Genomic DNA, 25018 nt, shown 5'->3' on the forward strand with positions numbered 1-25018 from the left:
TGGAGAAACATGGTCAGAGCCTTATTTCCCGGAACGTTCGACCCGATCCATTACGGACACATGGACATTGCCAACCGCGCCTCGAAGTTGTTCGATGAAGTGGTGATGGCGGTTTACGACAAGCCGTTAAAGTCGCTGATGTTTTCACCTGAGGAACGCATTGCACTGGTGAAAGAGGCGTTCAAGGATAACGCCAAGATCAAAGTCACAGGCTACAGCGGGTTGACCATCGAATTTGCCCGGAAGATCGAAGCGCATGTCATCGTACGCGGGCTGCGGGTTTTTTCCGATTTCGAGTTCGAATTCCGCATGGCATTGGCGAACCAGCGCCTGGCGGGGGATGCGGTCGAAACGGTCGCGCTTATCACTGCTGAACAGCACACCTTCCTTTCATCATCCACCGTACGCGAGATCGCCATGCTCGACGGCAATGTTTCCAGCATGGTGCCGCCGCATGTCGACCGGGCTTTGAAGGGGAAGGTCGCCCAAATGGGGGAGCAATCCCTGCCGAATGCGCTGCGGGATTAATGTGCTAGAATTGATTTAATCCTGATGGGAAGGATTGGATATGCAATATAATTTCGATTGGGATCCTGTAAAAGCAAGACGGAATCTCAAGAAACACGGCGTCAGTTTTTTACGGGCTGCCAGGGTCTTTCTAGATCCTTTTGCGATATCCATTTACGATGAAGACCATAGTGAAAACGAAGATCGCTGGGTTACAATCGGGGCAGAGAGTAACGAGATATTACTGGTAGTTGTCCATACTTTCCGAAATGTGGACGCGGACAACACGATCATAAGAATCATATTTGCCAGGATCGCTGATAAAGATGAGGCGCAGCAATATCATGAAAGGCGCTCGTGACATGAAAGATAAATATGATTTCTCAAAAGGTGAGCAAGGTAAATTTTATCGTTCGGATGCGATTTTGAAAATCCCCATTTACCTGGACGATGATATTTTTGCGTTCATAGAAGAATATGCGAGGGAGAAGAACTCGGATGTTCAGACTGCGGTAAATGAAATCCTGCGTCATAATAAGGAAATGCTTCAGGCACTTAAAAGTTGAGCCTGAGGAGCGAATATATGGACATTCTTCAATTAATCGACCGTCTCGAAGAACTCTTCAACGATGCGAAGGCTGTGCCTTTCACGCATAACGTTGTTGTCGATGAAGATAAGATGCTCGAGCTCATCGACCAGATGCGGATTACGATCCCCGAAGAGGTGAAGAAAGCCCAACAGATCGTAGCCCAGCGCGAACGCGTCATGGCGCAAGCCCAGGAGGAATCCAACCGCACCCTGCAGATCGCGCGTGACAAAGCGGACCAGCTGGTCCAAAAGGATATCGTCACGCAGGAAGCCCAGCGCCGCGCGGACCAGATCGTTTCGCAGGCGCGTGCCGAAGCCGAAGCCATCCGCGCCGACGCTGATAATTACGTTCTCGATATGCTCATGCAATTGCAGGATCAGATCGCCAAACTCAGCAATCAGGTCAATAACGGCATCCGCATGGTGCAGGAGGATCAGTTGCGAAAGTCAGCCGCATCTCCATCCGTAAGTATGCCGGATAAAGTGGAAAAATAGAAACGACATCCCCGCCATGGAGACGGGGATGTTTTTTCGAGGGACATGCACCCGACTTTACGCGGCTCGGTTCTTTAGCTCAAGCCTGTATCCTTTCTCCCAAGCCTTCGACATGCTGACGAAGATTCCCGTCCCCAGCAATAGTAATCCGACCCCGATCACCGTCATGGACGCATTGAAAGCGTCCGCATAATTGACCCCGCCCCAGGTGTGCGTCGTTCCCATTGTGAATTGGATGGTGAGGGTCATGATTCCCAGCAGGATCGCCGCCGCGCCGCCCGCCGGTTTGTTCTGGCTGGTTTTGGCTTTCGCAAAATCGACACCCTGCCAGATCGTCGGTACCTTGAAGATCAGGAAGATCACCAGAGTTAGAAGCGTGGTGTACACCACTGCATCCACCGGCATGGACTTGCCGCGCAAAGCACGCGAGGCGAAAATGTGGATGAAGCCGATGACAACGCCTGCGATCAACACGATGAGCGCATAACGGTAGGACTTGTCCGCGCCTCTCACGAGCATGATTGTGGCACGGATGCCCATGATGCCGAGAACCACCCCGACCAAAACGAACAGAATGTAGAGCCATTGGAACGGTGCGAGCAAAGCCATGCTGTCGCCGAATCCAATGGGATTGAATGCAGCGCAGGAAGTGCCTATTCCACCCAGCAGGGTGAAGCCACCCGTCAAGCCCATCAGCACGATGCCGATGAAGCGCAGGAACCTGGCAAAGAAACTATTTGTGGACATTGTATTCTCCTTTTGTAGAAAAAAGTAGCGCAAGTCTCGGACCTGCGCTACGGATTAGCCGAATTTGAAACCTGCTACAAAAAGGGCTGTTGTCAGCAGGAGCAACATTGGAAACAACCTCATGATCATCCCTCTCGAGAGAATGGGTTTGCCGGTCTTCAAAAACGAAAGAAACAAGCCGCCAATACCGATCAACGCGCCGCCGACTCCCACAAGAGAGAAGAGCGGCTTCACCGCTCCCTGGATGGAAAGAATGATGGGCAGTAAAAATATCGTCATACCTGCGATGCCGTGGGTGATGGCAAGGACAAAGGTGGGGGACTTTCCGGATGTCTGAATTGTGCGGGTTAAAGTCACTGCAAGGAAACCGATAATGGCGAAGACCAGGTACGAGGTCCGCAGGGAGGCGAGGTGCTGCCAGACGAGACCGACAGCAAGGCTCAGCGGAATGATCGTAGAGACGATGACGACCACGGGAGAGTCCAGCACCTCCATCCCCAAAATAAAAATAAGCAGCGCAGCGACGAGAAGCACGCCGAAGGCGATGGTATAGGCGACGATGGGGAGGGTCCCAAACCCATCTATACCTGCCGAAACCTGATAGGATGCCAGCAGGACTGTGAGCAACAGAAGTACGCGGTCAAGGGAAGAAAACCTCATTTAGATGACTTCCAGCACAACCAGGATCATCGCGGCGAGCATGTAAATGGATGCATACTTGAACAAACCGAAGTTGACGCGTTCGGATGGTTTGAAGGTGATGGCGACCGCCAGCATGAGCAAACCCGCAGATAACACGCCGAGCAGTCGCAGGAAACCCCAGGTCATGCCGATGCCATACCCTGCGATGATCATGGAAGCCGCGGCCAGTATGGATGAGATTGCAATGGTGGCGCGGGTGATGGCAAGACCATATGTGGATGGGAAGGTCGGCACGCAAGCGGCTTCATAATCTTTGGCGAATTTCATGCTGAATGTAAGCGTGTGGGTCGGGATCCAGAAGAGAATGCCGACCGCGAGTATGAAGCCGATCCAATCGACGAAGCCAAGACCAAGGGCACGTCCGGCGAGGATGGGCATCGCGCCCGAAATGCCACCCCAGACGATGCTCCATGCTGTGCGGCGTTTGAGCCACATGCTGTAAACAACGACGTCAAAGAAGAGTCCCGCGAAGACGATGAGACCGTATAAAGCATCCATTGCTGCCGCCCAGCCGACGCCGATGACCGAGAGGATCAAGCCGATGCGCAGGACTTCGTTTTCGCCCACCACGCCTGATGAGGTGGCGCGTTTGTTTGTGCGACCCATTTTTGCATCGATGTCGCGGTCCCACCACATGTTGAGGACGGTACTTCCCGCGATGGCGAGAAACAAACTTGCAGAGAGCTGCAGGATGGATCCCATGTTAAACACGGGGCAACGAGCGCTCATGTAACCCGCCAAACCGGTGGCAAGGAGTAAACCCGATTGCAAGGGTTTGGTGAGGCTCCAGTAGATTCCGATCTTCGATTTTATATCCATGATCGAGGAATGAGCGGTGAGGGTGGTCATACTGTACTCCTAAAACGGTATTCGAGATTCGATACCTGTCTACGATGCCCGATTATCGACGTTCGATGAAGTGACATTTTAACCGAATATCGAATCTCAATGAACAAATACTGTCACCTTACGCATCGGAACCCCACCCCCGGGCTGAAGTACATGGGCGGGGCGCTGTTTCGTACCCAGGCACGCAAGTCCATGTCGTAGGTATCCTTGGATCCGCCGCGCATGAAGCGGTCGCTGAAACCTTCCTGCGGCTGCACATCGCCGATCCATTGCCAGACGTTGCCCGCCATGTCATAAAGCCCGTATGGCGAGGCGGAATCAAGGGTTTCGTATCCGTCGTACGTTTTTCCATTGTAGAAGCCGACCGGGCTCGTGCGCGAGCCGAAGGTTTTCATATCTTCGAATGGATCGCGGCTGGCGTAGAAGTTGGCATTCTCACGGTGAATCTCCCAGCCCCAGGGGAAGGGACGGGCATCCGTACCGCGCCCGGCTTTTTCCCATTGGATCTCGGAAGGAAGTTTGTAGTCGTAGAATTCGCAGTAACCCCATGCGCCGAACCAGGTGACCATCGTCATTGGATGGTTTTCGTATCCTTCCTGTGGGGTGAAGCGGCTTCCATCGAAATTGATTCTCTGCGAAGGATCATTCAGCGGGATGAACACCCAGTCGCCAGCTTTGATTTCTATCTCGTGATTCACGCCATTGAAGGGGTCACCGGGATAATAGCCGGCGATGCTGTCGCCATCCAATTTTATGTAGCCTGCCGCGAGAGCCGCGTTTAGAAAATCAGCATATTGGGCTGTGGTCACATCAGTGACCATGATCTCGTAGGCGCCTGTGGTTTCGGGTTTTTCGTGCTGTCCGAAGAGGAACTCGCCTGCAGGGATTTGCGCCCATGTGTTGGGATCAATGCCTGTATCGAAAGCGGGGATCGGAGCGTTCAGATCCACGGGGGCACAGGATGCCAGCAACACCGCGAACAGGATGGAGGTCAGGAAGATGCGTTTCATTTCGCCACCTCTTCAGCGAGTTCGTGAGTCGCTTCTTCTCTCCAGCGTCCCTTCGGTTTGAAGAGGTCAGTGAGGCGCCAGACCATGACGACTGCCAGTAGAACCAATAACATACCAAGTCCGAAGTCGATCATGTACATGAGTATGTTGACAAGCGGCTGCTGTTCGGCTTCGCTGATGAAGAGTCGCTTCATTGCGAAAACCGTCATCGCGCCGAGGGCAATATCGGAAAGGAAGATGATGCCCCAGCCGTAAATCTGGCGGACCCTGCCTTTCAGCCCGAGCATGTCGCCGTAGTACATCAGGATGATGGTGGCAATGATGGCTGAGAGCGCGTGCCAGTGACCGGTCAGTTCGATGCGTTCCTCGCGCGCGGGCCACATGCGGAAGATCTCGTCGAGACGGATCGCCATGAAGATGCCGACGCCGCTGGTTGTAAAGTTCATGAAAAGCATCTGCCAGGTGGGACCAAACTTAAGCGGGTCGCTGACCATAGCGCCAAGTTTTTGCAGGAAGGTTGGTTTGGCTAGATGCGCCGTGCCATCTTTGATTAATTTGCCCCAACTCCAGATGAGCAGGAAGAGCGCCGCCAGCATGGACGGGGTCGCACCGACATAGATGATCATGTGCGCGATCGGTTCGAGCGGCGTGACCACGCCCCACACGCCGAGGTTGAGCACGATACAGCCGAGGATCATCAGTGGCATGGCGATCTTGTGCCAGATGCCCTTGAAATTGAGCCAGCGGCCGATGATGAGCGTGATCATGATGGCGATCAGCGCCAGCATGATGTGAAGATGACCGATGACGGAATACTCCATCGTTGTTTTATGCGGCAGGCGGATGATATTCTCAGCGAGAAAGACTTCGAAGCCGTTGCCGAAAAATGAACCAGGCACCGCGCCAAATAGTGCGGAAATGACCGTCGTCACAGCGGTGGTGAAGAAGGCGACGCGTTCGAGGTCAACGCCTTTTTTCGTGCGGGCGTAATCCGTGTCGGTGATGTAGTATTCTTTATTCCAGGGCCAGAGCGCGATACACAACAATACACCCGCGAAGAATATGAGCGAGAGACCCGTGATATACAACCCGTGGAACGCCCAGTTGTGACCGAAGTACGCAAAGCCCATGCCGAAGACCATTGTCAGAATATAACCGACCGTGATCAGCACGCGCACCGACATCTTGAAGAATTCCTTCATCTTCAACAAGCCTGTGACCATGTACGTCTCGATGGCGACAACCGCCATGGCAATCGAGTGATACAGAATGACGATTCGCCCCTCGCGCTCGGCTTGCACGATGTCCATGCCGAGCAGTTTGATCACCACCTCGCGCACGCCCATCTCAGCCATTGGACCGGACAACATGCCCCATACAGCGGTGATCATAGCGATCATTGCAATCGCCACGAGGATCAGCCCCTTGGTGGAACCGAAGAGATAGATGAAACGCGTTTTCATAAACTGCATGAAAAACCTCCAAACGCCCTCACCCCACCCCTCTCCCATGTTGGGAGAGGGGCTCCGGGAATGGGGGACTTTTATCCTTTCTTGGCGAAGCCCAGCGCATACGCTCCTGACATCAGGAATAGCAGGGGAGTGAGGATGAGCATGACGAATTCGGGGCTGAAGAATAGCAATTGCCTGCCCATTGTTATGAAAGCGAGCGCGATGCCGCCAAGCCCGATCAACAATCCGCCGATGCCGACCCACCAAAACCCCTTTGGCGCGCCCTTTGCAATGAATGGACCGATGAAGATCACAAGACCAGCGATACCGTGAAAAAGCGGAACCGCGATCTTCCGAAGATTATCCATTCCGCCGATGCTTGTCACAGCGATCGCAAGGAATCCGAGTGCGGCAAACCATTTGAATGCCCTCTTCCAGGCGGGAAAGTATTCCTCAGCCAGCCCCATGGAAATACCCAACGGGATCAGACTGGCAACTGTCAGGACGTAGGGCGAGGCGAGGATTCCCATCCCGAGAAAGATGAGCAGCAATCCAGAAACCAAAAGCACCGCAAAACCCATCAAGTAGTACAGGTTATGCAGTGCTTTGTGCAACTGGTAGCGCTGATAAAAATACCAGCACAGGTACGCGGCGATCACGCCGGTGAGCAGAAGGAAGATGATGTCTTTCATGGCATTCTCCTTTTATGAAATTGTCCTTCTTGTGAATTATTGCACAAATGCTATCTAAAATACTGTGACTTATGTCACAAATACTTGGTGTGTGCAATTCCTTCATTCTGCCCTGAGACAAATCGCTTCCAGACACGACCATACCTGTTCGCTGATCCCTCGATCTGATTCCACGCTCGAACCGGCTACGCAGTGGCATTCCACTCCTCGAGCATCTTCCGGGTGGATGGCAGTAATAGGTAGATCAACAGCCCCGTGCTAAAGAGAGGCGCAGGCAGGAACATCGAGAAGCGATGTACTTCCACCAGTGCGTTGTACAAGCCCAATGGATATCCCGCCAACATGGACATCGTCCCCGCGAAAATACCGACGGGAATCGCCCACGCTCTCTTCCTCAAAACCGCAAAGATGAAGATCGCCCACGCCGCCGCGCCCCACCAACTGACCTGCTGGGTCATCACGTACATCCCGTTCCAAAAGGGATTATCGCGCGAGGTGGTGAATTTGGCGATTGGCGCGACGCCGTCAATGAACGTCAGCACGTAAGCCAGGCCTGCGATGAACGTGAGTGTGATGATTCTTTTTTCCACGCCGCCGATGAAGAGCATCCCAAACCACAGGATGCCACCCAGCGCAAAGACGATCAAGGTGGGGGTGGGCAGGTGGCTGTCCATGGCAGGGATGGCTGGGAAGAAACCCACCAGCAATTGAATGGTCGCCGCGACCGCACCCCAGAACCAAGCCCACTCCTTTTTTTGCAGAAAGCCGTAAAGCACCGCCGCCCAAATTGCCGTGGATGTGGTTCCGATCCAGCCGAGGACGGCGTAGGTGATCCGCACCGACCAGGCTTCGTCCATGCGGTCGGTGGCAAGCTTGACGCCGATCACCTGGTTGTATTGGCTGGCGATCAAATAGAAAGCCAGTATGCCCGCGACGATGCCGAGGACGGCAAGCGCGGCTCCGAGCTTATGGTTGTTTTTCATTTTTTCTCCTTTTCAGATATAAAGATAAGTGAACCATTCACCGCGCAGGTGTTGAGACATTCCATACACCGTACACATTCGGGATGGTCGAGGTGATGCGGCACGTCGACGATGCCCATCGAACATTCGATGTCGCAACGTCCGCAGCCATTGCAGTGATGATTGTCCAAGACGAGACGCACAGGAGATAGTTTGTTGAAGATGGCAAGCGTCGCACCAAGCGGACAGAGATATTTGCACCAGAAGCGTTCCACTAAAACCGAACCTGCCAGAAAGACTGCGAGTGTTACCCACAGCATCGCTGTCATATGGAGACCGAACACGGCACGCACAGGGCAAAAATCGCGCATTGGCGGGAATGCCATAAAGAGACTGGAGATCAAAACTCCTGCCAGCACCAGATATTTAGCATGGCGCAGCGGATGATCTAGGATGGAGGGCAGGCGCATGGGATAAATGGCTGTGCTTTGCCTGCCGCGGATGTGTCGCTTTTCGCCAAAAAATTTCCGTGTCCATTCTGTGATGAAGTCCTGGATTGCGCCCAATCCGCACAGCCAGCCACAGAAGGCGCGTCCTGCGACAAGAGAGACACCCAACGTCCCGAGCAGAACCGAAAAATTGAGCAGGTTGGTGGATTTGAGCGTGTGCCCGGTGAAAAGAAAAGGCAAGATGGTTTCGATCCCACCAAAGGCGCAGAGCGAATCGAACGAGCCGCCGCGTGAGGCTTCGCCGGGCATGATATGTCGCAGTCCGATGGCCAGCGTGCCAATGACCACCATCCATTGAATTGTGCGGCGGCTTTTGGCGAGCGAGAAGGGCTTGACAGCGGTCATATCAGCCCCTCCAACGCCGCGGTGAATTGCATCAACATGCTTCTTCCATGCCCAGCGCCGCCGCGCTCAGGTCCAAAGCCAAGCAGGATGCCAATCAATAGGAAAACCACATACGCGGTGATGATGATGGCGGGGTAATAGCGAGGATAAATTTTCATTGCGTTTGACCCTCGCCCCAATTTTATTAGGGGCGAGGGCGTAAGGAGAATGTGCCGAACTACTCTTCGGCGATCAACACCTGCTTGAATTTTGGGAAGAGCAGGACAAATAACAACCCGATGATGACCGGCATGCCATAGGTGTAATCCCAAGCGGTGGAGTCTGTCATGGTGAGGCGGATAATCTGCATTGGAACGTCAATTGCCACGAGAGATGTCACCGAGATCAATGCCAGCCACCAGCCGGAGAATTTGCGGGCAGCGATTTGGTAGATGGCAACGAACAGTAATATCACGCAGATCCATTGGATTGGCTGCGACCATGCCAGCACCCAGGTTCCCAATCCGTCGTACATGGGCTTTCCGGGGCGCGTCAACAGCGTGCGCAGATTGCCGGTCCCAACAATGAACGCATGCGTGGTCAGCATCCCTGTAAAGGTCAACGCCAGGAATTGTCCCCATTTCAGCCATTTGTCCACGTTGCGCATCAGGATCAGCGACCAAAAGAAGACCAGTCCCACCGCCGAGACTGCCATGGGAATTGGGAATCCATCCACGAACGAAACGTAGGGCATGAACATGAACATCCCACCTGCGGATGGGAAGGCCGACGCCAATAATCCGGTTGGAAAAGCCCAGTCCTCCCCACGATAGATCGGACCCGCCAGCCAGAGTAGGGCGATCCCTCCGATGAAGATCAATCCCCGATAGAGCGGAAAAGCGTAGGAAAAGATCAGAATTCCGCTGGCATAGGCTGGCTTTTCCGCCGAAACAACCTGCAATGCCGCTACGACCCGCTCCAATGATGTTTGGATCAGGAAGGGTGCAACTGCGACCATGAACAAGCCGACGACGACCGCCAATATTGCAAGTATCAGACGGTTGTTTTGAGATGTGTTCTTCATGGCAGCCTCCTTGTGGATAGCTCGATTTGCATGTGAAATGTATCACAATATATATCTGACTTCTTTGCGTTAAGGCAAACGCAGGCAGGAGAAAAATAAGACAGGCAACTTTCTCGGAGTTGCCTGTCTTATTATCTTGTATTGGCGTTTATCCACCTTACTTTTCGTAAAGGGTCACAGTGAAGAACCCATCCATATCGGCGTTCTCCAGGACAAAGGTCGCGCGATCGTTCCAGTACTTTTGGTAATCAGCTGCTTCTTCCGCAGTGGCTGTGCCAGCTGCCATCTTCTTGCCCATTTCCAAACGTGCAGGTGTCGGGATTGGCAGGATGATCACGAGATTGAACTTGACGCCAACTTTAGCGCCCGTATCAAGGCGGGTGAAGACCCATTCCCGCATCGGGGGAAGTTGACCTGTTGGCTCGTCCTTGTACACCATTTTGTTTTGGCGCACGAAGAGGTCATTCACTGTCCCAAACTCCGAGCCGTTGAAGCCGGTGTGAGGAGAAGCTCCGGTGATAAATGTGATCACCTCGCCAAACACGCCGACAAACCATTCATTTTCCGCGCCGGGGGCTTCCACTGCGATCTGTCCGCGCACGGGGATTTCCCCGTCGGGATACAGAACCTCAAGAGCCTTCTTGGTGATGATCCACGCACCAGTGACCGCACCGCAGGAATGGCCAGACAGTTTGACCGCTTCTTCGTACGTATAGGGAACAGGACCAGTTGTCTGGCCGAAAATTCCGAAGTACGGTTCGGTCATCATGATCGGCGGCACCTCGGTGATGTAGGCCTGATCCCAGGCAAACGTCTCGGCTGAGGTGGATGCGGGTTGTTCTGTGTTGGCAGACGGGGCGGCGCCTTCCTGGTAGACCTTTACATTGAAGAAACCATCTAGGGTATCCGCATTTTCAAAGACAAATTTGGCGCGGGCATTCCAGTATTCGTAATACTCCGCAGCTTCTTCAGGCGTGGCTGTTCCAGCTGCCATCTTCTTGCCCATTTCCTGCCGTTCAGGCGTCGCAATCGGGGTGATGACTGCCAGGTTGAAATTAACTCCCACTTTTGCGCCGTTATCCAGGCGGGTAAAGATCCATTCCAACTGAGGGGGTTGCTTCCCGCTGGGCGCATCCAAGTAAACCATTTTGTTCTGGCGCACAAAGATGTCATTTGTCTCCCCGAATTCCGCGCCAATAAAGCCTGTTTTGGGGGCGGCGCCAGTCAAATAGGTGATGATCTCTCCAAAGACGCCGACGAACCACTCATCCTCGGCGCCCGGGGCTTCCACTGTGATTTGACCGCGCACCGGGATTTCCCCATCGGGGTACAACACTTCGAGCGCCTTGCGGGTGATCGTCCAGGCGCCAGCAGTCGCACCGCAGGAATGTCCCGCCAGTTTTGCAGCTTCTTCGTAGTAATAAGGAACTGCCACTTGCGACTGCCCGAAGATTTGGAAATACGGATCGATCATCCAGATCGGTTCCACCTGCGTGATGTAATCCTGCGTCCACAGGACAGGTTCCGCAATTTCAGTGGGCGAGGGCTCTTCCACCACATCTGGTTGGGTCAGGACTTCGGTGGCGGGCGCGGGCTCACTGACCGCTTCCGTGGCTGGAGCGGGAGCAGGGGCGCAGGCCGCCAGTACAAGCGCGGCGATGATCGCCACCGCGAAGGTAAAACATATACTTTTCATTGCTTCTCCTTTATGTGAATGTGTCTGACTTGTGGCTCAATTCTGTGTCACGTATATGTGAAATTTATAACAAATAAGTGACAATGTCTTTGCCTTAACGCAAACCACAGTTGATATAATTTCACTGAGGCATTCCCTGATGAGACAACTTCCCGAAATCCTGGTTAAGAATCCCGTCCTTGCTGGATTATCCCCCTCTGACCAACAGGAAACCGTTCGACTTGCTCGCGTCCGTTCCTATCTGAAAGGCGAAAAAATAATTCTCTACGGCGACGTGTGGCCCCATCTTTTCATGGTGAAAAGCGGGGAGATCGAAGCAATAAAGGAATCTAGCGAGGGGCGTATCCTGCGTGTGGTTTCTTTTCTTGCGGGCGAACTATTTTGGGGACTGGCTTTTTTTCACGAAAATGCCCCCATGCCCGTCACGCTTGGCGCGCGCGAGGACAGTCAAATCTATCTGTGGGCGCGGGACGCCATCTTGCCTCTCCTGTTGCGCAACGGACAAGCTTCATGGGAACTCAGCCGTCTAATGGCGGAACGGATGCAGCACGCCAGCGAAATTTTGGAAGGGCTGGCATTTCAGCCGGTTGCGGGTAGGTTGGCACGCTTCCTGCTGGAAAACTTCGATACTGCCAGTGATTCCGCCATCTCCCGCGATCTCACGCTCGACGATATTGCTGCGCACATTGGCACCACTCGTGAGATGGTCTGCCGGGCTCTTTATAGTTTTTCGGACAAAAAATTAATTGAAGTAACCCGCACCGAATTTGTGCTAACTGACCGCGAAGGCTTGGCGCGCATGGTCGAACGCAGTTAACCGAGCGCCAGGTCGCGCCGCAGTAAATCTTCGACTCTTTCCCGGTCTTGAATTAATTTCACATTTCCCTCTTCCAGCCAAACCACCGCCGGTTTGCGCGCGCCGTTGTAATTGGACGACATGCTCAACTGATACGCCCCGCTCATGGGGATGGCGATCAAATCCCCTTCCTGGATTCTCGGCATGGGCAGGTCTTCGATGACGATATCCCCGGACTCGCAATACGGCCCGGCGATGGAGACGCTCTCGCTTCTTTCCAACCCGACGCCTGTTACCGGCAAACAGGAGTATCTCGCCCCGTACAGCGCATAACGCGGATTGTCCGCCATCCCGCCGTCGGCCAGCAGCCATGTTTTGTGGCCGCGTTTCTTAACCGCACCCACGCGATAAATCGCCACACCCGCCTGCGCCACGAGACTACGCCCCGGCTCAAGGTGTAGATGGGGGAGATCGATGCCGCGAGAGTTGCATCCCTCGATTACCGCTTCAGAGATTCCACGCACATAACTTTCGATGGATGGATGCGGCAATTCATCTTCATGATATGCCACGCCCCAGCCTCCGCCGGGACAAAAATGCCATTCGTTTTTGAATCCGATTTCTTTTGCAAGGTCGAGCGCCATCTCAACCGCAGGAATCAACGGCTCCGGGTCGCGGAAGTTCGAGCCTTGATGGAAGTGAATACCGTTAATTGGCAAGCCGTGTTCTTTACAAAACGCCGCCGCTTCGAGAATCTCTTCGCGCGTCATCCCAAACTTGCTTTCGTGATGACCAGTCTGCGTGTGGACATGATGGGTTGTGACGGAAACGCCGGGAAGCAGGCGAAGCCAGAGAGTCGGTAGATTGGCAGCTGGTAAATTGATAATTCGATGTAATTCACTGAGGTTATCTGCAACGATGGTCCCGGCATGTTGAATGGCGGCTTTCAAGTCTGAGATTGATTTATTAACCCCATGCACGAGAATCTTTTCGCGCGGCAGGCCTGCAGCGATGGCAATCCCGATCTCACCCTCGCCGGTGCAATCGACCGTCAATGCGTGCGCCTGAGTCCACTGCGCAATCGCTTTGCATAAAAACGCCTTTCCAGCATAAGTGATGTTGGAAAGGCCGGGGTAATGGGCAGATAAGGCTCGAGCGTAGGTTTGGGCAAGAATATTCAGGGTCGCAGAGTCGTACACATAGAGGGGAGTCTGATATCGGTCCGCGAGAGAGGCGAGATTCTGTCCGGCGATGGTCAGCGTTTCGTTTTCGATTCGAGTCGTGACGGGGAAAAGGTCAAGCCGATTCATAGTCGCTGGCGAGTTTAACGCGATTCCGTCCCTGTTGTTTTGCCCGCATGGCAGCATGATCCGCCGCGATCAGGAGTTCGGCAGGCAGGATGGCATCCAGCGGGAATGTTGCGATACCCATGCTCAGGGTGTACCCGGATACGCCCTCGCCGTCTGTCGGGGGGTGTGGCGCGCCTTCTTGAATTCCATTGCGCAACCGCTGGGCAAATTGCACGGCGCTAGGCTGGTCGCACTCCGAAAGAATAATGGCGAATTCGTCGCCCCCATACCGCGCGGCGATATCGTACTTCCGCAGATTGAGTTTGATGAGATTTGCCACGGCTCTCAAGCGGGCATCCCCGGCAGGATGTCCCCATTTGTCGTTGTATTCCTTGAAGAAGTCGATGTCGAAGACGATCAGGGATAACTGGGTTCCCTTCCTTTCCGCGCGTTCGACTTCGGCGTTGATCGCCTGTTCGAAGATATGACGGTTCGCGAGCCCGGTCACAGCATCGGTGGTGGCCATTTTCTTGATTTCAGCGTGAAGCCGGGCATTGTCCACGGAGACGGCAATCGGACCGGCTATGGTGGCCAGCAGTTTTACGTCGGCTTCTTTCAGCCGGGCCTCTTCACCGGACTCAACATTCAGCACACCCAACACATTGTCATCTTTTATCAGGGGAACACAAATTTCGCTTGTTATGTTGGTGTCCGCTTTCAGGAAAGTATCTTCTTTTTCAGCATCCTCAATGAATTGAACGGACTTGGTGCGAATCGTCCGGCCCGCCACTCCCTGGCTGATATGAATCTTTTTTATAACCATGTTTTCAGGGTATCCCACCTGCGCTGAAAGATTCAGATAATCGTCGTTCAAAAAATAAATGCTGACATGGGTGTACCCAAATGCCTCCTTCAGGCTTTTGACGACGGTGCGGCTGATGGTTTCGAGGTCGAGCGAACTGGCGACAAGCTTCGAGATTTCCTGGATGGCAGTGAGTGTCCGCAGGTCAGATTGGGTCTGGGCATATAACGCCGCGCGGTGAAGCGACTCGGATATCTGGCTTGCGAGGGTTTCGAGGGTGAGGATATCCAACTCGCCGAACGCGTTGAGTTCCAGGCTCTCGGCGTAGAACACGCCATATAGTGCGCCCTTTTGGAAGATGGGTGTACAGATGGCTGAACCGGACTTCGTGCTGGTTGAATAATAATGACTGTCTTCCGAAACGTTCCCCGAGACATATGTCTTTTGGAGGCCGGCGGTATAGCCGATAATTCCCTCACCCAGCTTTTGCCGGTAGCCCGGCCTGTAACCGAAATCTTCCGCGCCAGAGATTGCGACGATTTCCAGCATGTTATCGGCAGTCAGGAGCGAAATGGCGGTTTCGGCATATCCAAACTGACGGGTGACCGTTTCCACCGCGCGCTGAAGGATTTCCCTTTCATCGAAGCTATCTGCGATCCGTCTTCCGGCTTCTTCCAGGAGGGCAAGTTGACGTGAACGGCGCTCTTCCGCACGCAGGTGAGCCTGTTCGTTGGTGATGTCATGAAGAACAACCACCCGACCAAGCAGGCCGGCGCCTTTTTTTTGTATTGGTATGACACGGGCATCGTACCATTTCGTAGTACCGCCGCTTTTCAGTTCGACATTGATATTCGACTCCGGGGAATCCCAAATTTTATTAAATTTTTCTGCCTGCGGCAGGATCGAGAGAGCGGTCTTCCCAAACCAAAATGTATTCATACCAAGCAGCCTGCCTGCCGCAGGGTTTAGATTGACAACCTCGCCTTCGCGGTTGACGACGATGATCGCATCTTGAAGATTCTCAATGACGATGGCTGCGGCAAGGGGGAACAGGCTTGGCACTCCGAAACGGAAAAAACCAAGCGCGATGAGCGGCGCAGAAAACCCCAGGAAAAGAGGCGTCGGATCAAGGGATATGCCATTTTCAAAATAGATGAAAACGGCATTTACGATAGTGGTCAAGATCACACCGGCAAGGACAATGCCCGTTCTTACACGGAGCGCCTTCTCGGCTTTGAGATAACCAATAAAATATACAATGATCCCTGTTGCAACCATCGTATAGGCAAGTGTAAAGTAGATCCAAAAACCGATTCCGTATTCGGCATCCAATGGTGCGAAATATACCCCCGTAGAAGTGAGCGATGTCCAGACCAGGTGATGGAGATCGTTCGTGCTTCCAAGGAGAAATGCGACTGCCCCGGGTATGGCAAGTAAAAAAATGCGGCCGTTCATTAACCACCATGCGCCGATGCCGGTATATCTGAGCGCAAATGCGAGCCAGAGCGGCGGGGAGAGAGTCATGCCGAGATAAAGCATCCTTCTCGCAAAAATTTTTGCCTGGATCGACGGGTGGACAATTTCCAGAAAGTAAAATCCGGCCCACACCGCCATGGAGAGCATCAGTGCGCCAAGCGTGCGTGCGCCGGGAGTTTGCCAATTGATGAAAGCTCGAATGGCTATCCCCGTAATGATCACGACAAGGAGGGCAAGACAGATCAGATATGCCGATAGATATGTTTCCATTCGGTCACATTACCGGTCGAAGAACAAAGTCCACCAGATTTCCCAGTTTTGCATCGGGGTGGGAACCGGCACAGGCGTATTCACGATGACCGGCGCGCTACCCGGTAATTCCACCGGAATGACAGGCTGGTCTCCCTCCTGAAGGTAATGCCCGTCAGCGCGCGCCCATTCTTCCACGGCATCGGTCGAAGCGGCATAAGCCACCTGGGTTTGCAGGGCGATCTGGGTCTGTACTGCCTGAGTGGCAATCGCGCGCATTTCATCGCGCTGTTCGTTCAGGCGGTTCAATTCCTCAAGTCGCGTATTGAATTCGATGACGAAAAGGATAAGGATGAAGATTCCTGCAAAGACAGCCACACGCCTGAACCGAATGGGGAACTGGTTCATGACCGTATCTTAACCGTTATCGCTACAGTTGGCAAATCCCCCGTTTGTGGTAAAATCCCGCCTCGCGAGTCGTTGTACCCTTCGACCCGACATCAATTTTTTACGAAAGGGCTTAAACCATGAAAGTATTGCTCATCAAGGACGTATATAAACTCGGACGCGCAGGCGACATCAAGAAGGTGGCCGACGGTTTCGGGCGCAACTTCCTCCTTCCGCAAGGGCTTGCCGTACTCGCCACTGCAGGCGCGCTCAAACAGGTGGAGAAGATCAAATCCCAGGCGGAGATTCGCCGCAACGCTCAAAATAATGAACTCAAAGGCATTGCCGACCAGATCAAGGATGTGACCCTGATCTTTCCCGTCAAAGCAGGTGAGACTGGAAAACTCTATGGCTCGATCACAACCGGGGATATCGCCGCTGCGTTGACCGAAAAAGCCCGCTTCGAGATCAAACGCCAGCAGGTGGATACCCAGCCGATCCGCGCCCTCGGCGAATTCACCGCCCGCATCCGCCTGACGATGGACCTTGTGCCCGAGATCAAAGTGATCGTCCATCGCGAAGGCGAAAGCCCGGATACTGTGACCGGCGCCCAGCCTGAAGAAACGTCAAAACCTGCCAAGGATGCTGCGAAGAAAGAAGAACAGGCAGAAGAAACCAAAACTGAGTGATCCGCATAATGACTCACCCCGGATTTCCGCGGGTGAGTTTGCTTTTAACCAATGGAATTTCTCATTCATCCCGCCCAGCCCTCCGACACCGATGCGTTGACCGAGATTGCCTTAACCGCCAAACGGCACTGGAATTACCCCGAACGATGGATTCAATACTGGCTGCCTGCTCTCTCCGTCTCTGCCGAGTACTTACGCGCAAACGAATCATGGATCGCCGCCGTGCAATTCAAGCCTGTCGCCTGGTATTCATTGAAGCAGGTTGCCGAACATCTCTGGCTGGATAATCTCTGGGTGCTGCCCGCTTGTATGGGAAAAGGAATAGGGAGGAAATTGTTTTCGCATGCGTTGGAAAGAAGTCGTATACGCGGCGCATCTGTATTGAAGATCGAAGCCGACCCCAACGCAGAAAACTTTTATATCCGCATGGGCGCGCGGCGGACTGGCGAACATCACAGTAAAGTGGACGGTCAACCACGGTTATTACCGGTAATGGAAATGACACTATGAAAAATATTGGACCAAAAAGCAGTGAATGGCTCGCCTCGATCGGCATTCAATCCCTTGAGGATGTTGCCCGTCTTGGCGTGGTCGAGACGTATAAAATGGTAAAAGCAGCCTACCCAGAGAGAGTATCCCTGAACATGCTCTACGGTCTGCAAGCAGCCCTGCTGGATATCCCGTTCCAGGAATTGCCTCAGGACATCCGTGATCAACTCAGGCGTGAGGTCGAGGCATCATGACCACCTATTGCGATTATTGCAACACCCATCCCGAAGATACCTTCAATAGGAACTATCACGATACCCAGTATGGTTATCCGCTGAAAAGCGACGACGAACTCTTCGAGCGGCTCATCCTCGAGATTAATCAGGCAGGATTGTCTTGGATCACCATCCTTAAGAAAGCCGATAATTTCCGCAAGGCCTATCACGGCTTCAGGGTCGCCAAAGTGGCGAAGTACAAGGCGAAGGATCGCGCACGCCTGCTCAAGGATGCAGGCATCATCCGTAATCGACTGAAGATCGATGCCGCCATCGAAAATGCGCAGCGGATCCTCGAATTGCAAAAGGAACATGGCTCGTTCAAAAAATGGCTCGATAAGAACCATCCGCAATCGAAGGAAGAATGGACCAGGTTATTCAAAAAGACCTTTGTCTTTACCGGCGGCGAGATCGTAAACGAATTCCTGATGTCCACAGGCTACCTCCCCGGCGCGCACCAAAAGGATTGCCCCATCTTCAAAAAAATCGCCGCGAAAAAACCGGCATGGGTGAGGGCGTGATTTCTTTATTTTACGAACGCTTCTAAAACCGACATTCACCTTGTATACTTGATGCAATGACACCGACCTTTGCCATTGCAGGCAGGCTGACCCGCGAATACCTCCTGCCACCAAACGGTTCTCCCCGGCTGGATGCCCCCGGCGGGTGCTCGTTGTATGCGGCTGGCGGTCTGGCGGTTTGGGACAGTTCCATAGCATTGATCTCGAAAATAACCCCGGCTTATCCGGATGAATGGCTGGATGACCTGAAATCTCGTGGTTTGGATACGCGCGGGATCTATGTTGACAGGGATTTGGAAAACGCCGACCTGCGTGATTTCATTGCCTATACGGAGACGAACGAGCGCAGCCATTCCAATGCCGTCTCGCATTTTGCGCGTCGCGAAATGACATTTCCAAAATCTTTGCTGGGTTATCAGCCGCCGGAGGAATTACCCAATCCCTTGCGCGATACCGATCCGCTTTCGCCGGATGCCTTGCGCGTGCCGAAGGAGTATCGTGACATTCGTGCCGTGCATCTCTGCCCCTTCGATTTCACCAGTCAGGGTCAAATGGTAAATCTATTCAAAGGCGGCTCAATCCAGATCCTGTGCCTCGATCCCGATCCGTTCTATATGAATCCCTCCCTTCGGCGTGACCTTCGCATAGTGCTTCTCGGTGTGAAAGCATTTCTGCCTTCGGAGGAGGAAATGCGCGCCTTGTTCTGGGGCGAAACCAATGACCTTTGGGAAATGGCGCAGAAGGTCGGCGAATACGGTCCAAGTATCATCGTTATTAAACGCGGCGCACATGGACAGTACGTCTATGACGCCGCAGCAAAACGGCGATATGAGATTCCCGCCTACCCTGCGCGGCTCGTTGACCCGACAGGAGCCGGGTCCGCTTTCTGCGGCGGATTCCTCGCCGGTTACCAGCGTACGAACGACCCGCTTACTGCCGCACTGTATGGCAATGTCTCTGCTTCTCTGAAAATCGAAGGAACGGGACCCTTCTCTCCATTGGATGCATTGTCCGGGTTGGCTGAAGCGCGAATTCACTCCTTGAAGGAAATGGCAAGAGAGATTTAATATTGCCCTGTTCTTTCCCAAAGACCAAATTATTTATCCGCCAGATCTCATGATCAAACGCCTTCTTGACCTTGCTATTCAGATCCAGCAAATTCCTGCGCCTACCTTTGCGGAAGGACCTCGCGCGGAGGTCATCCGTGATTTATTCATAAAGGAAAAACTTGAAGACGTCTCAATGGATTCGCTTGGGAATGTGTTCGCGCGCTTACCGGGGAAACAGAAGAAAGCCAAGGCATTGATCGTATCCGCCCACACCGACACGGTGTTTCTGGCGGGGACCCGGCTACAAGTCCGGGAGGAAGCGGGGAAGGTCTTCGGTCCCGGAATCGGGGATAACTCCATCGGTGTTGCGGCATTGTTTGGAATCCTTTGGACGATCCGCGAACGGAATATTGAATTAAAGCATGATGTCTGGTTCGTTGCAAATGTGGGAGAAGAAGGTTTGGGCGATCTGCGCGGGATGCGCGCCGTGGTGGAGCGTTTTGGATCGGAGGTTCTTGGCTATCTCGTCCTGGAAGGCCTGGCTTTGGGGCATATTTATCATCGCGCCATCGGGGTAAGGCGGTATCGCATCACGGCAAAGACTCGCGGCGGACATTCCTGGTCGGATTATGGACAGCCTTCGGCAGTGCATGAACTTGCCTCGATGATCACGCAGTTGACAAGGATTCGTTTGCCTCGTGAACCGCGCACGACGATGAACGTTGGCACCCTTCAAGGGGGAACAGGTGTGAATGTGATCGCCGCGGAAGCCAAATGCGAATTGGACTTGCGTTCTGAAGACCCTGCCGCTCTTGCGAAAATCATCTCCCAGGTCGAGAAAATCATCCTCGACTGGAATCATGAAGGTGTGAGGATCCAGGCTGAAATCATCGGCGAACGCCCGGCGGGAGAGATACCGTCCGATCATCCGCTGGTGAAACTTGCTATGAACTGTGTTCAAGATCAGGGGATCGAAGCGGTCCTCACTTCCGGTTCGACAGATGCAAATATACCGCTCAGCAAAGGAATACCCGCTGTCGTCATGGGGGTCACGATCGGCGGGGGGGCACATACGTTGAATGAATATATCGATACTGAACCAATTCAAAAAGGGATGAAGAGTTTGGCGCGGTTTATTAGTTCGGTCGGGGATGAATAGTACGTTGTGAACATCGGATTGAAAAGTAAGAATACAAAAAGCCTCCGCTGCCGGGGGCTTTTTCCAGGTTGCTATTCCTCAATTTATCAAATTTATTTCAAACTCAGCACCTCGAAGACATCCACCGGTTTCGATTTGCCCTTCACCATCATTGCCTCAAGAGGTTTCACTTCCACCTGTTTCTTCACACGCTCGTATGCTTCCTTGCTGATGACGATCTGGTTCTTCGCCGAGTTTTCCTGGAGTCGTTTCGCGGTGTTGACAGAGTCGCTGATGGCAGTATATTCGAGCCGCTTCTCGGTGCCGATCAAACCGAGCACAGCGTCGCCGAAATGGATGCCAACGCCAAAAGCAAGATGCGCATCAGGCGATAGTTCCTTGTATAGGTTTTCCACAGAATCGCGGATGGCAAGCGCAGTCTTTACGGCGCGCAGGGTGTGATCCGGTTGAGGCACAGGCGCGTTGAACCAGGCCATGATCGCGTCGCCCATGAATTTATCCACAGTGCCTTCCTGCGCCAGGACGGCATCTGCCATCGCGGCAAGATAAAGGTTGAGAATGCTCACCAATCTCTCCGGCGGAAGTTTTTCACTGTAAGTGGTGAATCCACGAATATCGGCAAAGAGGGCGGTGATCTCCGCGCGTTTGCCTCCCAGCTGCAAACTGTTCGGGTCGAGTTGGTCGATGACGGCGGGCGAAACCATCCTTTCGAACAGGCGCCTTTGCGCCTCCAATTTCTTTCGTTCTGTCAGGTCATCCAAAACGATTGCCACACCCTGGGTTTTTTGACTCGCGTCCTTGAGAGGGGAGAGGTTTAGACGCCAGTCCACGATTCCTCGTTTGGGCATGCTATGGCTGATCTCCAGGTCCACGATCGGTTTTTCCGTCTTGCGGACCTCCGTCAGATGCGGACCCAGTTCACTGGAGACCGAAGCCAGCGCTTCGTTCAGGTAATGACCGATGATGTCCTGGGTAGGCGAGCCGAGGATATTTTCCGCGGCGCGATTGGCAAGTGTGATCTTGTCCTGAATATCCGCCGTGATGACCCCGCTGGCGATGGAAGCAAAAACGTTATCCATCAGGTTCTTGAGCGCGGTTACTTCTTCAAGGGTTTGTTTGAGCGATGAAAACAGGCGCGCATTATCGATGGCGATGGCGGCCTGGTTTGCGAAGGCTTCCAGCAATTCCTTTTCTGTTTCTGCAAAGATACCTGTGCGAATTCGGTTGTCGGCGTAAAGTACGCCGATCAGTTCGTTCTTCACTTTGAGGGGCACGCACAAGATGGATCGCAGGTTGAAGGCGACGATGCTTTCCTGCCCGACAAAGCGCTTGTCTTCCTGGGCATTGGTGGTGACGACCGATTCGCCGGTATCGATCACGCGTTGGACAACGCTCCGGCTGACGTTTTTCTCCGCCGAGTTGATGGATTCCATCTCCCAATTACGGGCGATGCGCGCCGTCATTTCTCCGTTTTCATTCCTCAACATCAAAAAGCCGCGCTCGGCTTTGGTGAGGCGAACAATATTGTCCATTACGATGCGCAGGACCTCATCGAGTTCGAGCGATGAATTGATGACCTGCCCGGTCTCGACAAGCGCCAGCATGTTGCCGTGTTCTCGTTGGAAAGTTTCGAGCTTTCCACTCAAAGTCTCCAGCGTGGATTGCAGGTACTGCATCTGCTCCAGCAGGTCCTTCGGGGCTTTGATCTTGTCGCTGTTTAGTTGAGCGCGGATCTTTGCAGAAAGAATGGCAAGCGCGGTCAACTGGTCGTGAACGGTGCGTGGGCGTGTGGAATTGTCTGTCATAAGGGATACGGCGGGATGTCTTGAACCTCCGTGTAATTGTATCCCAAGATTGCGATTTTTAGCCGCTTTCGAATGGTTCTGTAGAGAAGAGCTTGGGCAGCCTGGCGCGCGCGCGCTTCGTCTCCATTGTGCGGTGTGAACATCTGCAATTGGAGTTCATGCAGAAGCGTCTCGATAGAGTCAGAGGCGTCTGGCAGGAGTCGCTTCAACAGTTGTGCGCGTTCATAAGCCGTGACGTGGGCGGGCTGGGGGTATTTCATCCATCGCAGGCTGATGTTGATGCTGTGGAAGTGCCTTTCGATGGCGGTACGATTGATAAAGACCAGCCATCTGCTTAGCCAGCGCGGTGGGGTCAATCCGCTTCGTTCGATGGCGCGCCTCAGCAAATTAGTGGCGGTGAAGCGTGGTGCATATCGATTTCTTATCGAAAGAGCCAGCAGGATGAAGAACACGCCTCCCAGCCACGGGAAAATGGATGTCAACCTTTTGAGCCAGGGATTCTCCTGGGCATTATCCTCTTCTTGGAGGTCGGGAGCCGGCGGCTCATCCTCTTCTTCAAAAGGTGTTTGATCCACAGGATTAATGAATGGAGCGATAGCCGGACCGTTCTCTTCGCGCGTCAGCGGCCGTTCTAGCGGATCCTGGCTTGTCGTCGGTTCGAATTCCACCCAGCCATAATCGGAAAAGTACACTTCAGGCCAGGCGTGCAGGTCGCGCTCACGCACGATATAAATGCTGTTTTGTTGGTTTGGCTCGCCTTGGGCGTATCCCACCGCCATCCGCGCCGGGATGCCCACCGAGCGCAGCATTAACACCTCGGCAGTGGCGTAATAATTACAAAAACCTCTCTTGCTTTCGAATAAAAAGTATTCCAGCGGGTCAACATCTTCATCCGGCAGTTCGACGATCCCGCTGTATTCGATCTCGTTTCGAAGGAAATTTGTGATCGCAAGCGCCTTGTCGAATGAGTTATCGTACGGCACCGTGATCTGTTTGGCAAGTTCAACGATGCGCGGCGAAAAATCTCCTGGCAGTTGCAGGTATTTTTCCCGTACCCATAATGGATAATCGGCGTCCGTTTCTCGCAGTTCACCCACGGTCGGGTTGCCGATTCTTGCGCTTGTTCGGTAAAGATCACCCGCTTTGATTGTGGGTGAAGCCCGCAGCGCCATCACATCGAGGAGCAGATCTTCCCCATCGATTACACCGGGAATCTCCGAATACAACATGATGGCATTGTGATTGACCCATACCGGTTGTGCTGGAGTGTAAAGGATGGTTTGCCCATCTACGAGGACATCGAATGTGAATCCAAGCCTCCGGCTGTGGGAACGATCCGGGATATTGATGTCGCCGCTTGAAGGTTCGCGTCGCGATTCTTTATCACCGGTGGTTTGCCATCTCCCTTCATCGTATCGATCATAGACTTGTCCGCGCCAATATAGTCGTGGAATGTCTGCAGCGCTTTGGGGCGTAAAGACGCGAAAGACCACCAGGTCGCTTTGAGGGGTACGCGTGCCAAGCGAGAGTTCGGTCAGAAAGTTGCGCGGTTTGGGTTGGTTTTCCTTGTTTACGGATGCGAAAATATTTTCGAAGCGATCGGGAGGGAAGAGCTTTCCATAAGTGTTGCGCCAGAATTCGCGGCCCCCGGCTGTGGCAGGCAGGATATATGGAGTTCCCCATGCCAGTAGAATTAGTACGGCCGCAGCCATGATCGTTGTATTTGTCAGGTCCAACCCGCTTTCGCTGGAAACCTGGACCCGCGACTCAGCCCATTTTCTACGGTCGGCAATGTATTTTAGACGGCTGAGTAGGATGAGCGCCAGAAACAGATAGATGCCGAACATCCAGGTGTAATCCCGGCTGGTGTAGTGGTAGGCATGCACGATGATCATTAGAATGCCGTTCGGCAGGATCGTCTTTAGATAATTTGCTTCGCGCGAAAGATGATATCCGCTATACAGACTGGTAAACCAGTAAGGAAGACACAACAGCGCGACGACGAAAAATTGATCTTCCACCGCCCTGCCTGCCAGCAGTTCCTGAATATCGGTCATCAATCTTCCGAGGAGGATGGTCAGTTTATCCAAAAGCCAGGTCTGAGTCTCTTCGTATTCGATTGCCCCCAATAATTGCCAGGTGATCATGACGACCATATATGCAACTGCAAGAAAATACACACTGTATTTCCGAAATTGGCTGTGACCGAGTGCAAGCCCGACCAGAAAACCGATCACCGCCACGTTCCGTATCAGCCCGAGGCCTTCCGTCCAGCCGGCGCTTTCCATCCTCCACACCGAGAAAAGGACAGCCATCAGCATGATCATACTGGCGGGTAGATCCCACGTTCTTGGAGGCGATTTTTCCATTCTTCGAGTGTACAATGAATGGAAAAGTTCCGTCAATCGAATTCAT

The 25018-nt window shown here is 53.3% G+C and carries 27 protein-coding genes; 11 read left to right on the plus strand and 16 right to left on the minus strand.

Annotated elements, in window-relative coordinates; genetic code table 11:
- Nucleotides 1–9 precede the first annotated feature (9 nt).
- Genes coaD through HS100_11190 form a run of 4 tightly spaced genes read left to right on the plus strand, consistent with a single transcriptional unit; the run spans nucleotide 10 to nucleotide 1591 of the window.
- Entirely contained in the window at nucleotides 10–528 is a 519-nt protein-coding gene (gene coaD / locus HS100_11175) for a pantetheine-phosphate adenylyltransferase (GenBank protein MBE7434471.1), read from the plus strand.
- Nucleotides 529–568: 40 nt separating this feature from the next.
- Entirely contained in the window at nucleotides 569–868 is a 300-nt protein-coding gene (locus tag HS100_11180) for a BrnT family toxin (GenBank protein MBE7434472.1), read from the plus strand.
- A 1-nt stretch (nucleotide 869) separates the two neighbouring features.
- The gene (locus HS100_11185) at nucleotides 870–1073 is read left to right on the plus strand and encodes a hypothetical protein (protein ID MBE7434473.1); all 204 of its coding nucleotides are present in this window, start codon (nucleotides 870–872) and stop codon (nucleotides 1071–1073) included.
- 17 nt (nucleotides 1074–1090) lie between these two features.
- The gene (locus HS100_11190; GenBank protein MBE7434474.1) at nucleotides 1091–1591 is read left to right on the plus strand and encodes an ATPase; all 501 of its coding nucleotides are present in this window, start codon (nucleotides 1091–1093) and stop codon (nucleotides 1589–1591) included.
- Between the two features lie 57 nt (nucleotides 1592–1648).
- Here the strand turns inward: HS100_11190 and HS100_11195 are convergent, their stop codons facing one another.
- The 11 genes from HS100_11195 to HS100_11245 all read right to left on the minus strand — a co-directional run bounded on the left by HS100_11195 (nucleotide 1649) and on the right by HS100_11245 (nucleotide 11617).
- A complete protein-coding gene (locus tag HS100_11195) occupies nucleotides 1649–2338 on the minus strand; it encodes a hypothetical protein (GenBank protein ID MBE7434475.1) in 690 nt (229 codons plus the stop codon).
- Nucleotides 2339–2392: 54 nt separating this feature from the next.
- Entirely contained in the window at nucleotides 2393–2998 is a 606-nt protein-coding gene (locus HS100_11200) for a hypothetical protein (protein MBE7434476.1), read from the minus strand.
- Entirely contained in the window at nucleotides 2999–3889 is an 891-nt protein-coding gene (locus HS100_11205; GenBank protein MBE7434477.1) for a UbiA family prenyltransferase, read from the minus strand. It lies immediately after the preceding gene.
- A gap of 113 nt (nucleotides 3890–4002) precedes the next feature.
- Nucleotides 4003–4899, minus strand: a complete 897-nt coding sequence (locus HS100_11210; GenBank protein ID MBE7434478.1) for an SUMF1/EgtB/PvdO family nonheme iron enzyme — start codon at nucleotides 4897–4899, stop codon at nucleotides 4003–4005.
- Nucleotides 4896–6371, minus strand: coding sequence for a hypothetical protein (locus tag HS100_11215; protein ID MBE7434479.1), 1476 nt, complete (start codon nucleotides 6369–6371; stop codon nucleotides 4896–4898). Before HS100_11215 ends, HS100_11210 begins: the two co-directional genes overlap by 4 nt.
- A 71-nt stretch (nucleotides 6372–6442) precedes the next feature.
- On the minus strand, nucleotides 6443–6718 hold the full coding sequence (locus HS100_11220; GenBank protein MBE7434480.1) for a hypothetical protein: 276 nt from the start codon (nucleotides 6716–6718) through the stop codon (nucleotides 6443–6445).
- Nucleotides 6719–7227: 509 nt separating this feature from the next.
- Nucleotides 7228–8025, minus strand: a complete 798-nt coding sequence (locus tag HS100_11225) for a hypothetical protein (GenBank protein ID MBE7434481.1) — start codon at nucleotides 8023–8025, stop codon at nucleotides 7228–7230.
- Entirely contained in the window at nucleotides 8022–8858 is an 837-nt protein-coding gene (locus HS100_11230; protein MBE7434482.1) for a 4Fe-4S binding protein, read from the minus strand. Before HS100_11230 ends, HS100_11225 begins: the two co-directional genes overlap by 4 nt.
- Nucleotides 8855–9016: a hypothetical protein gene (locus HS100_11235; protein ID MBE7434483.1), complete on the minus strand. Its 162-nt coding sequence runs from the start codon at nucleotides 9014–9016 to the stop codon at nucleotides 8855–8857. The genes HS100_11230 and HS100_11235 overlap by 4 nt, the downstream gene beginning before the upstream one ends.
- Before the next feature lie 59 nt (nucleotides 9017–9075).
- Nucleotides 9076–9921, minus strand: coding sequence for a hypothetical protein (locus tag HS100_11240; protein ID MBE7434484.1), 846 nt, complete (start codon nucleotides 9919–9921; stop codon nucleotides 9076–9078).
- A gap of 157 nt (nucleotides 9922–10078) precedes the next feature.
- On the minus strand, nucleotides 10079–11617 hold the full coding sequence (locus tag HS100_11245) for a hypothetical protein (GenBank protein MBE7434485.1): 1539 nt from the start codon (nucleotides 11615–11617) through the stop codon (nucleotides 10079–10081).
- Nucleotides 11618–11756: 139 nt separating this feature from the next.
- Between HS100_11245 and HS100_11250 the strand changes: the two genes are divergently transcribed.
- Nucleotides 11757–12434 (plus strand): Crp/Fnr family transcriptional regulator, encoded by a 678-nt coding sequence (locus tag HS100_11250; GenBank protein ID MBE7434486.1) that lies wholly within the window; start codon nucleotides 11757–11759, stop codon nucleotides 12432–12434.
- Here HS100_11250 and lysA read toward each other — a convergent pair.
- The 3 genes from lysA to HS100_11265 are packed head-to-tail and all read right to left on the minus strand — an operon-like array spanning nucleotide 12431 to nucleotide 16637.
- Complete coding sequence (gene lysA, locus HS100_11255) at nucleotides 12431–13723, minus strand: diaminopimelate decarboxylase (GenBank protein ID MBE7434487.1); 1293 nt, start codon at nucleotides 13721–13723, stop codon at nucleotides 12431–12433. The genes HS100_11250 and lysA overlap by 4 nt on opposite strands.
- Entirely contained in the window at nucleotides 13710–16250 is a 2541-nt protein-coding gene (locus HS100_11260) for a diguanylate cyclase (protein MBE7434488.1), read from the minus strand. The genes lysA and HS100_11260 overlap by 14 nt, the downstream gene beginning before the upstream one ends.
- A 9-nt stretch (nucleotides 16251–16259) precedes the next feature.
- Entirely contained in the window at nucleotides 16260–16637 is a 378-nt protein-coding gene (locus HS100_11265) for a hypothetical protein (protein MBE7434489.1), read from the minus strand.
- A 119-nt stretch (nucleotides 16638–16756) separates the two neighbouring features.
- Here HS100_11265 and HS100_11270 point away from each other — a divergent pair, with 119 nt between their 5' ends.
- The 6 genes from HS100_11270 to HS100_11295 are packed head-to-tail and all read left to right on the plus strand — an operon-like array spanning nucleotide 16757 to nucleotide 20798.
- A complete protein-coding gene (locus HS100_11270) occupies nucleotides 16757–17305 on the plus strand; it encodes a 50S ribosomal protein L9 (protein ID MBE7434490.1) in 549 nt (182 codons plus the stop codon).
- A 51-nt stretch (nucleotides 17306–17356) separates the two neighbouring features.
- Nucleotides 17357–17815: a GNAT family N-acetyltransferase gene (locus HS100_11275; GenBank protein ID MBE7434491.1), complete on the plus strand. Its 459-nt coding sequence runs from the start codon at nucleotides 17357–17359 to the stop codon at nucleotides 17813–17815.
- A complete protein-coding gene (locus tag HS100_11280; GenBank protein ID MBE7434492.1) occupies nucleotides 17812–18048 on the plus strand; it encodes a TfoX/Sxy family DNA transformation protein in 237 nt (78 codons plus the stop codon). The genes HS100_11275 and HS100_11280 overlap by 4 nt, the downstream gene beginning before the upstream one ends.
- Nucleotides 18045–18590, plus strand: a complete 546-nt coding sequence (locus tag HS100_11285; GenBank protein MBE7434493.1) for a DNA-3-methyladenine glycosylase I — start codon at nucleotides 18045–18047, stop codon at nucleotides 18588–18590. Before HS100_11280 ends, HS100_11285 begins: the two co-directional genes overlap by 4 nt.
- 56 nt (nucleotides 18591–18646) lie before the next feature.
- Nucleotides 18647–19657 carry a carbohydrate kinase family protein gene (locus HS100_11290; protein ID MBE7434494.1) on the plus strand — a complete coding sequence of 337 codons (1011 nt, stop codon included), beginning with the start codon at nucleotides 18647–18649 and terminating at the stop codon, nucleotides 19655–19657.
- Nucleotides 19658–19706: 49 nt separating this feature from the next.
- The gene (locus tag HS100_11295; GenBank protein MBE7434495.1) at nucleotides 19707–20798 is read left to right on the plus strand and encodes a M20/M25/M40 family metallo-hydrolase; all 1092 of its coding nucleotides are present in this window, start codon (nucleotides 19707–19709) and stop codon (nucleotides 20796–20798) included.
- Nucleotides 20799–20890: 92 nt separating this feature from the next.
- Here HS100_11295 and HS100_11300 read toward each other — a convergent pair whose 3' ends face one another.
- Together HS100_11300 and HS100_11305 are read right to left on the minus strand one after the other, a co-directional pair.
- Entirely contained in the window at nucleotides 20891–22603 is a 1713-nt protein-coding gene (locus HS100_11300) for a GAF domain-containing protein (protein MBE7434496.1), read from the minus strand.
- On the minus strand, nucleotides 22600–24972 hold the full coding sequence (locus tag HS100_11305) for a DUF3488 domain-containing protein (GenBank protein MBE7434497.1): 2373 nt from the start codon (nucleotides 24970–24972) through the stop codon (nucleotides 22600–22602). The genes HS100_11300 and HS100_11305 overlap by 4 nt, the downstream gene beginning before the upstream one ends.
- Between the last annotated feature and the right edge of the window lie 46 nt (nucleotides 24973–25018).

The sequence above is a fragment of the Anaerolineales bacterium genome (genome assembly GCA_015075725.1).
GTDB lineage: Bacteria > Chloroflexota > Anaerolineae > Anaerolineales > Villigracilaceae > Villigracilis.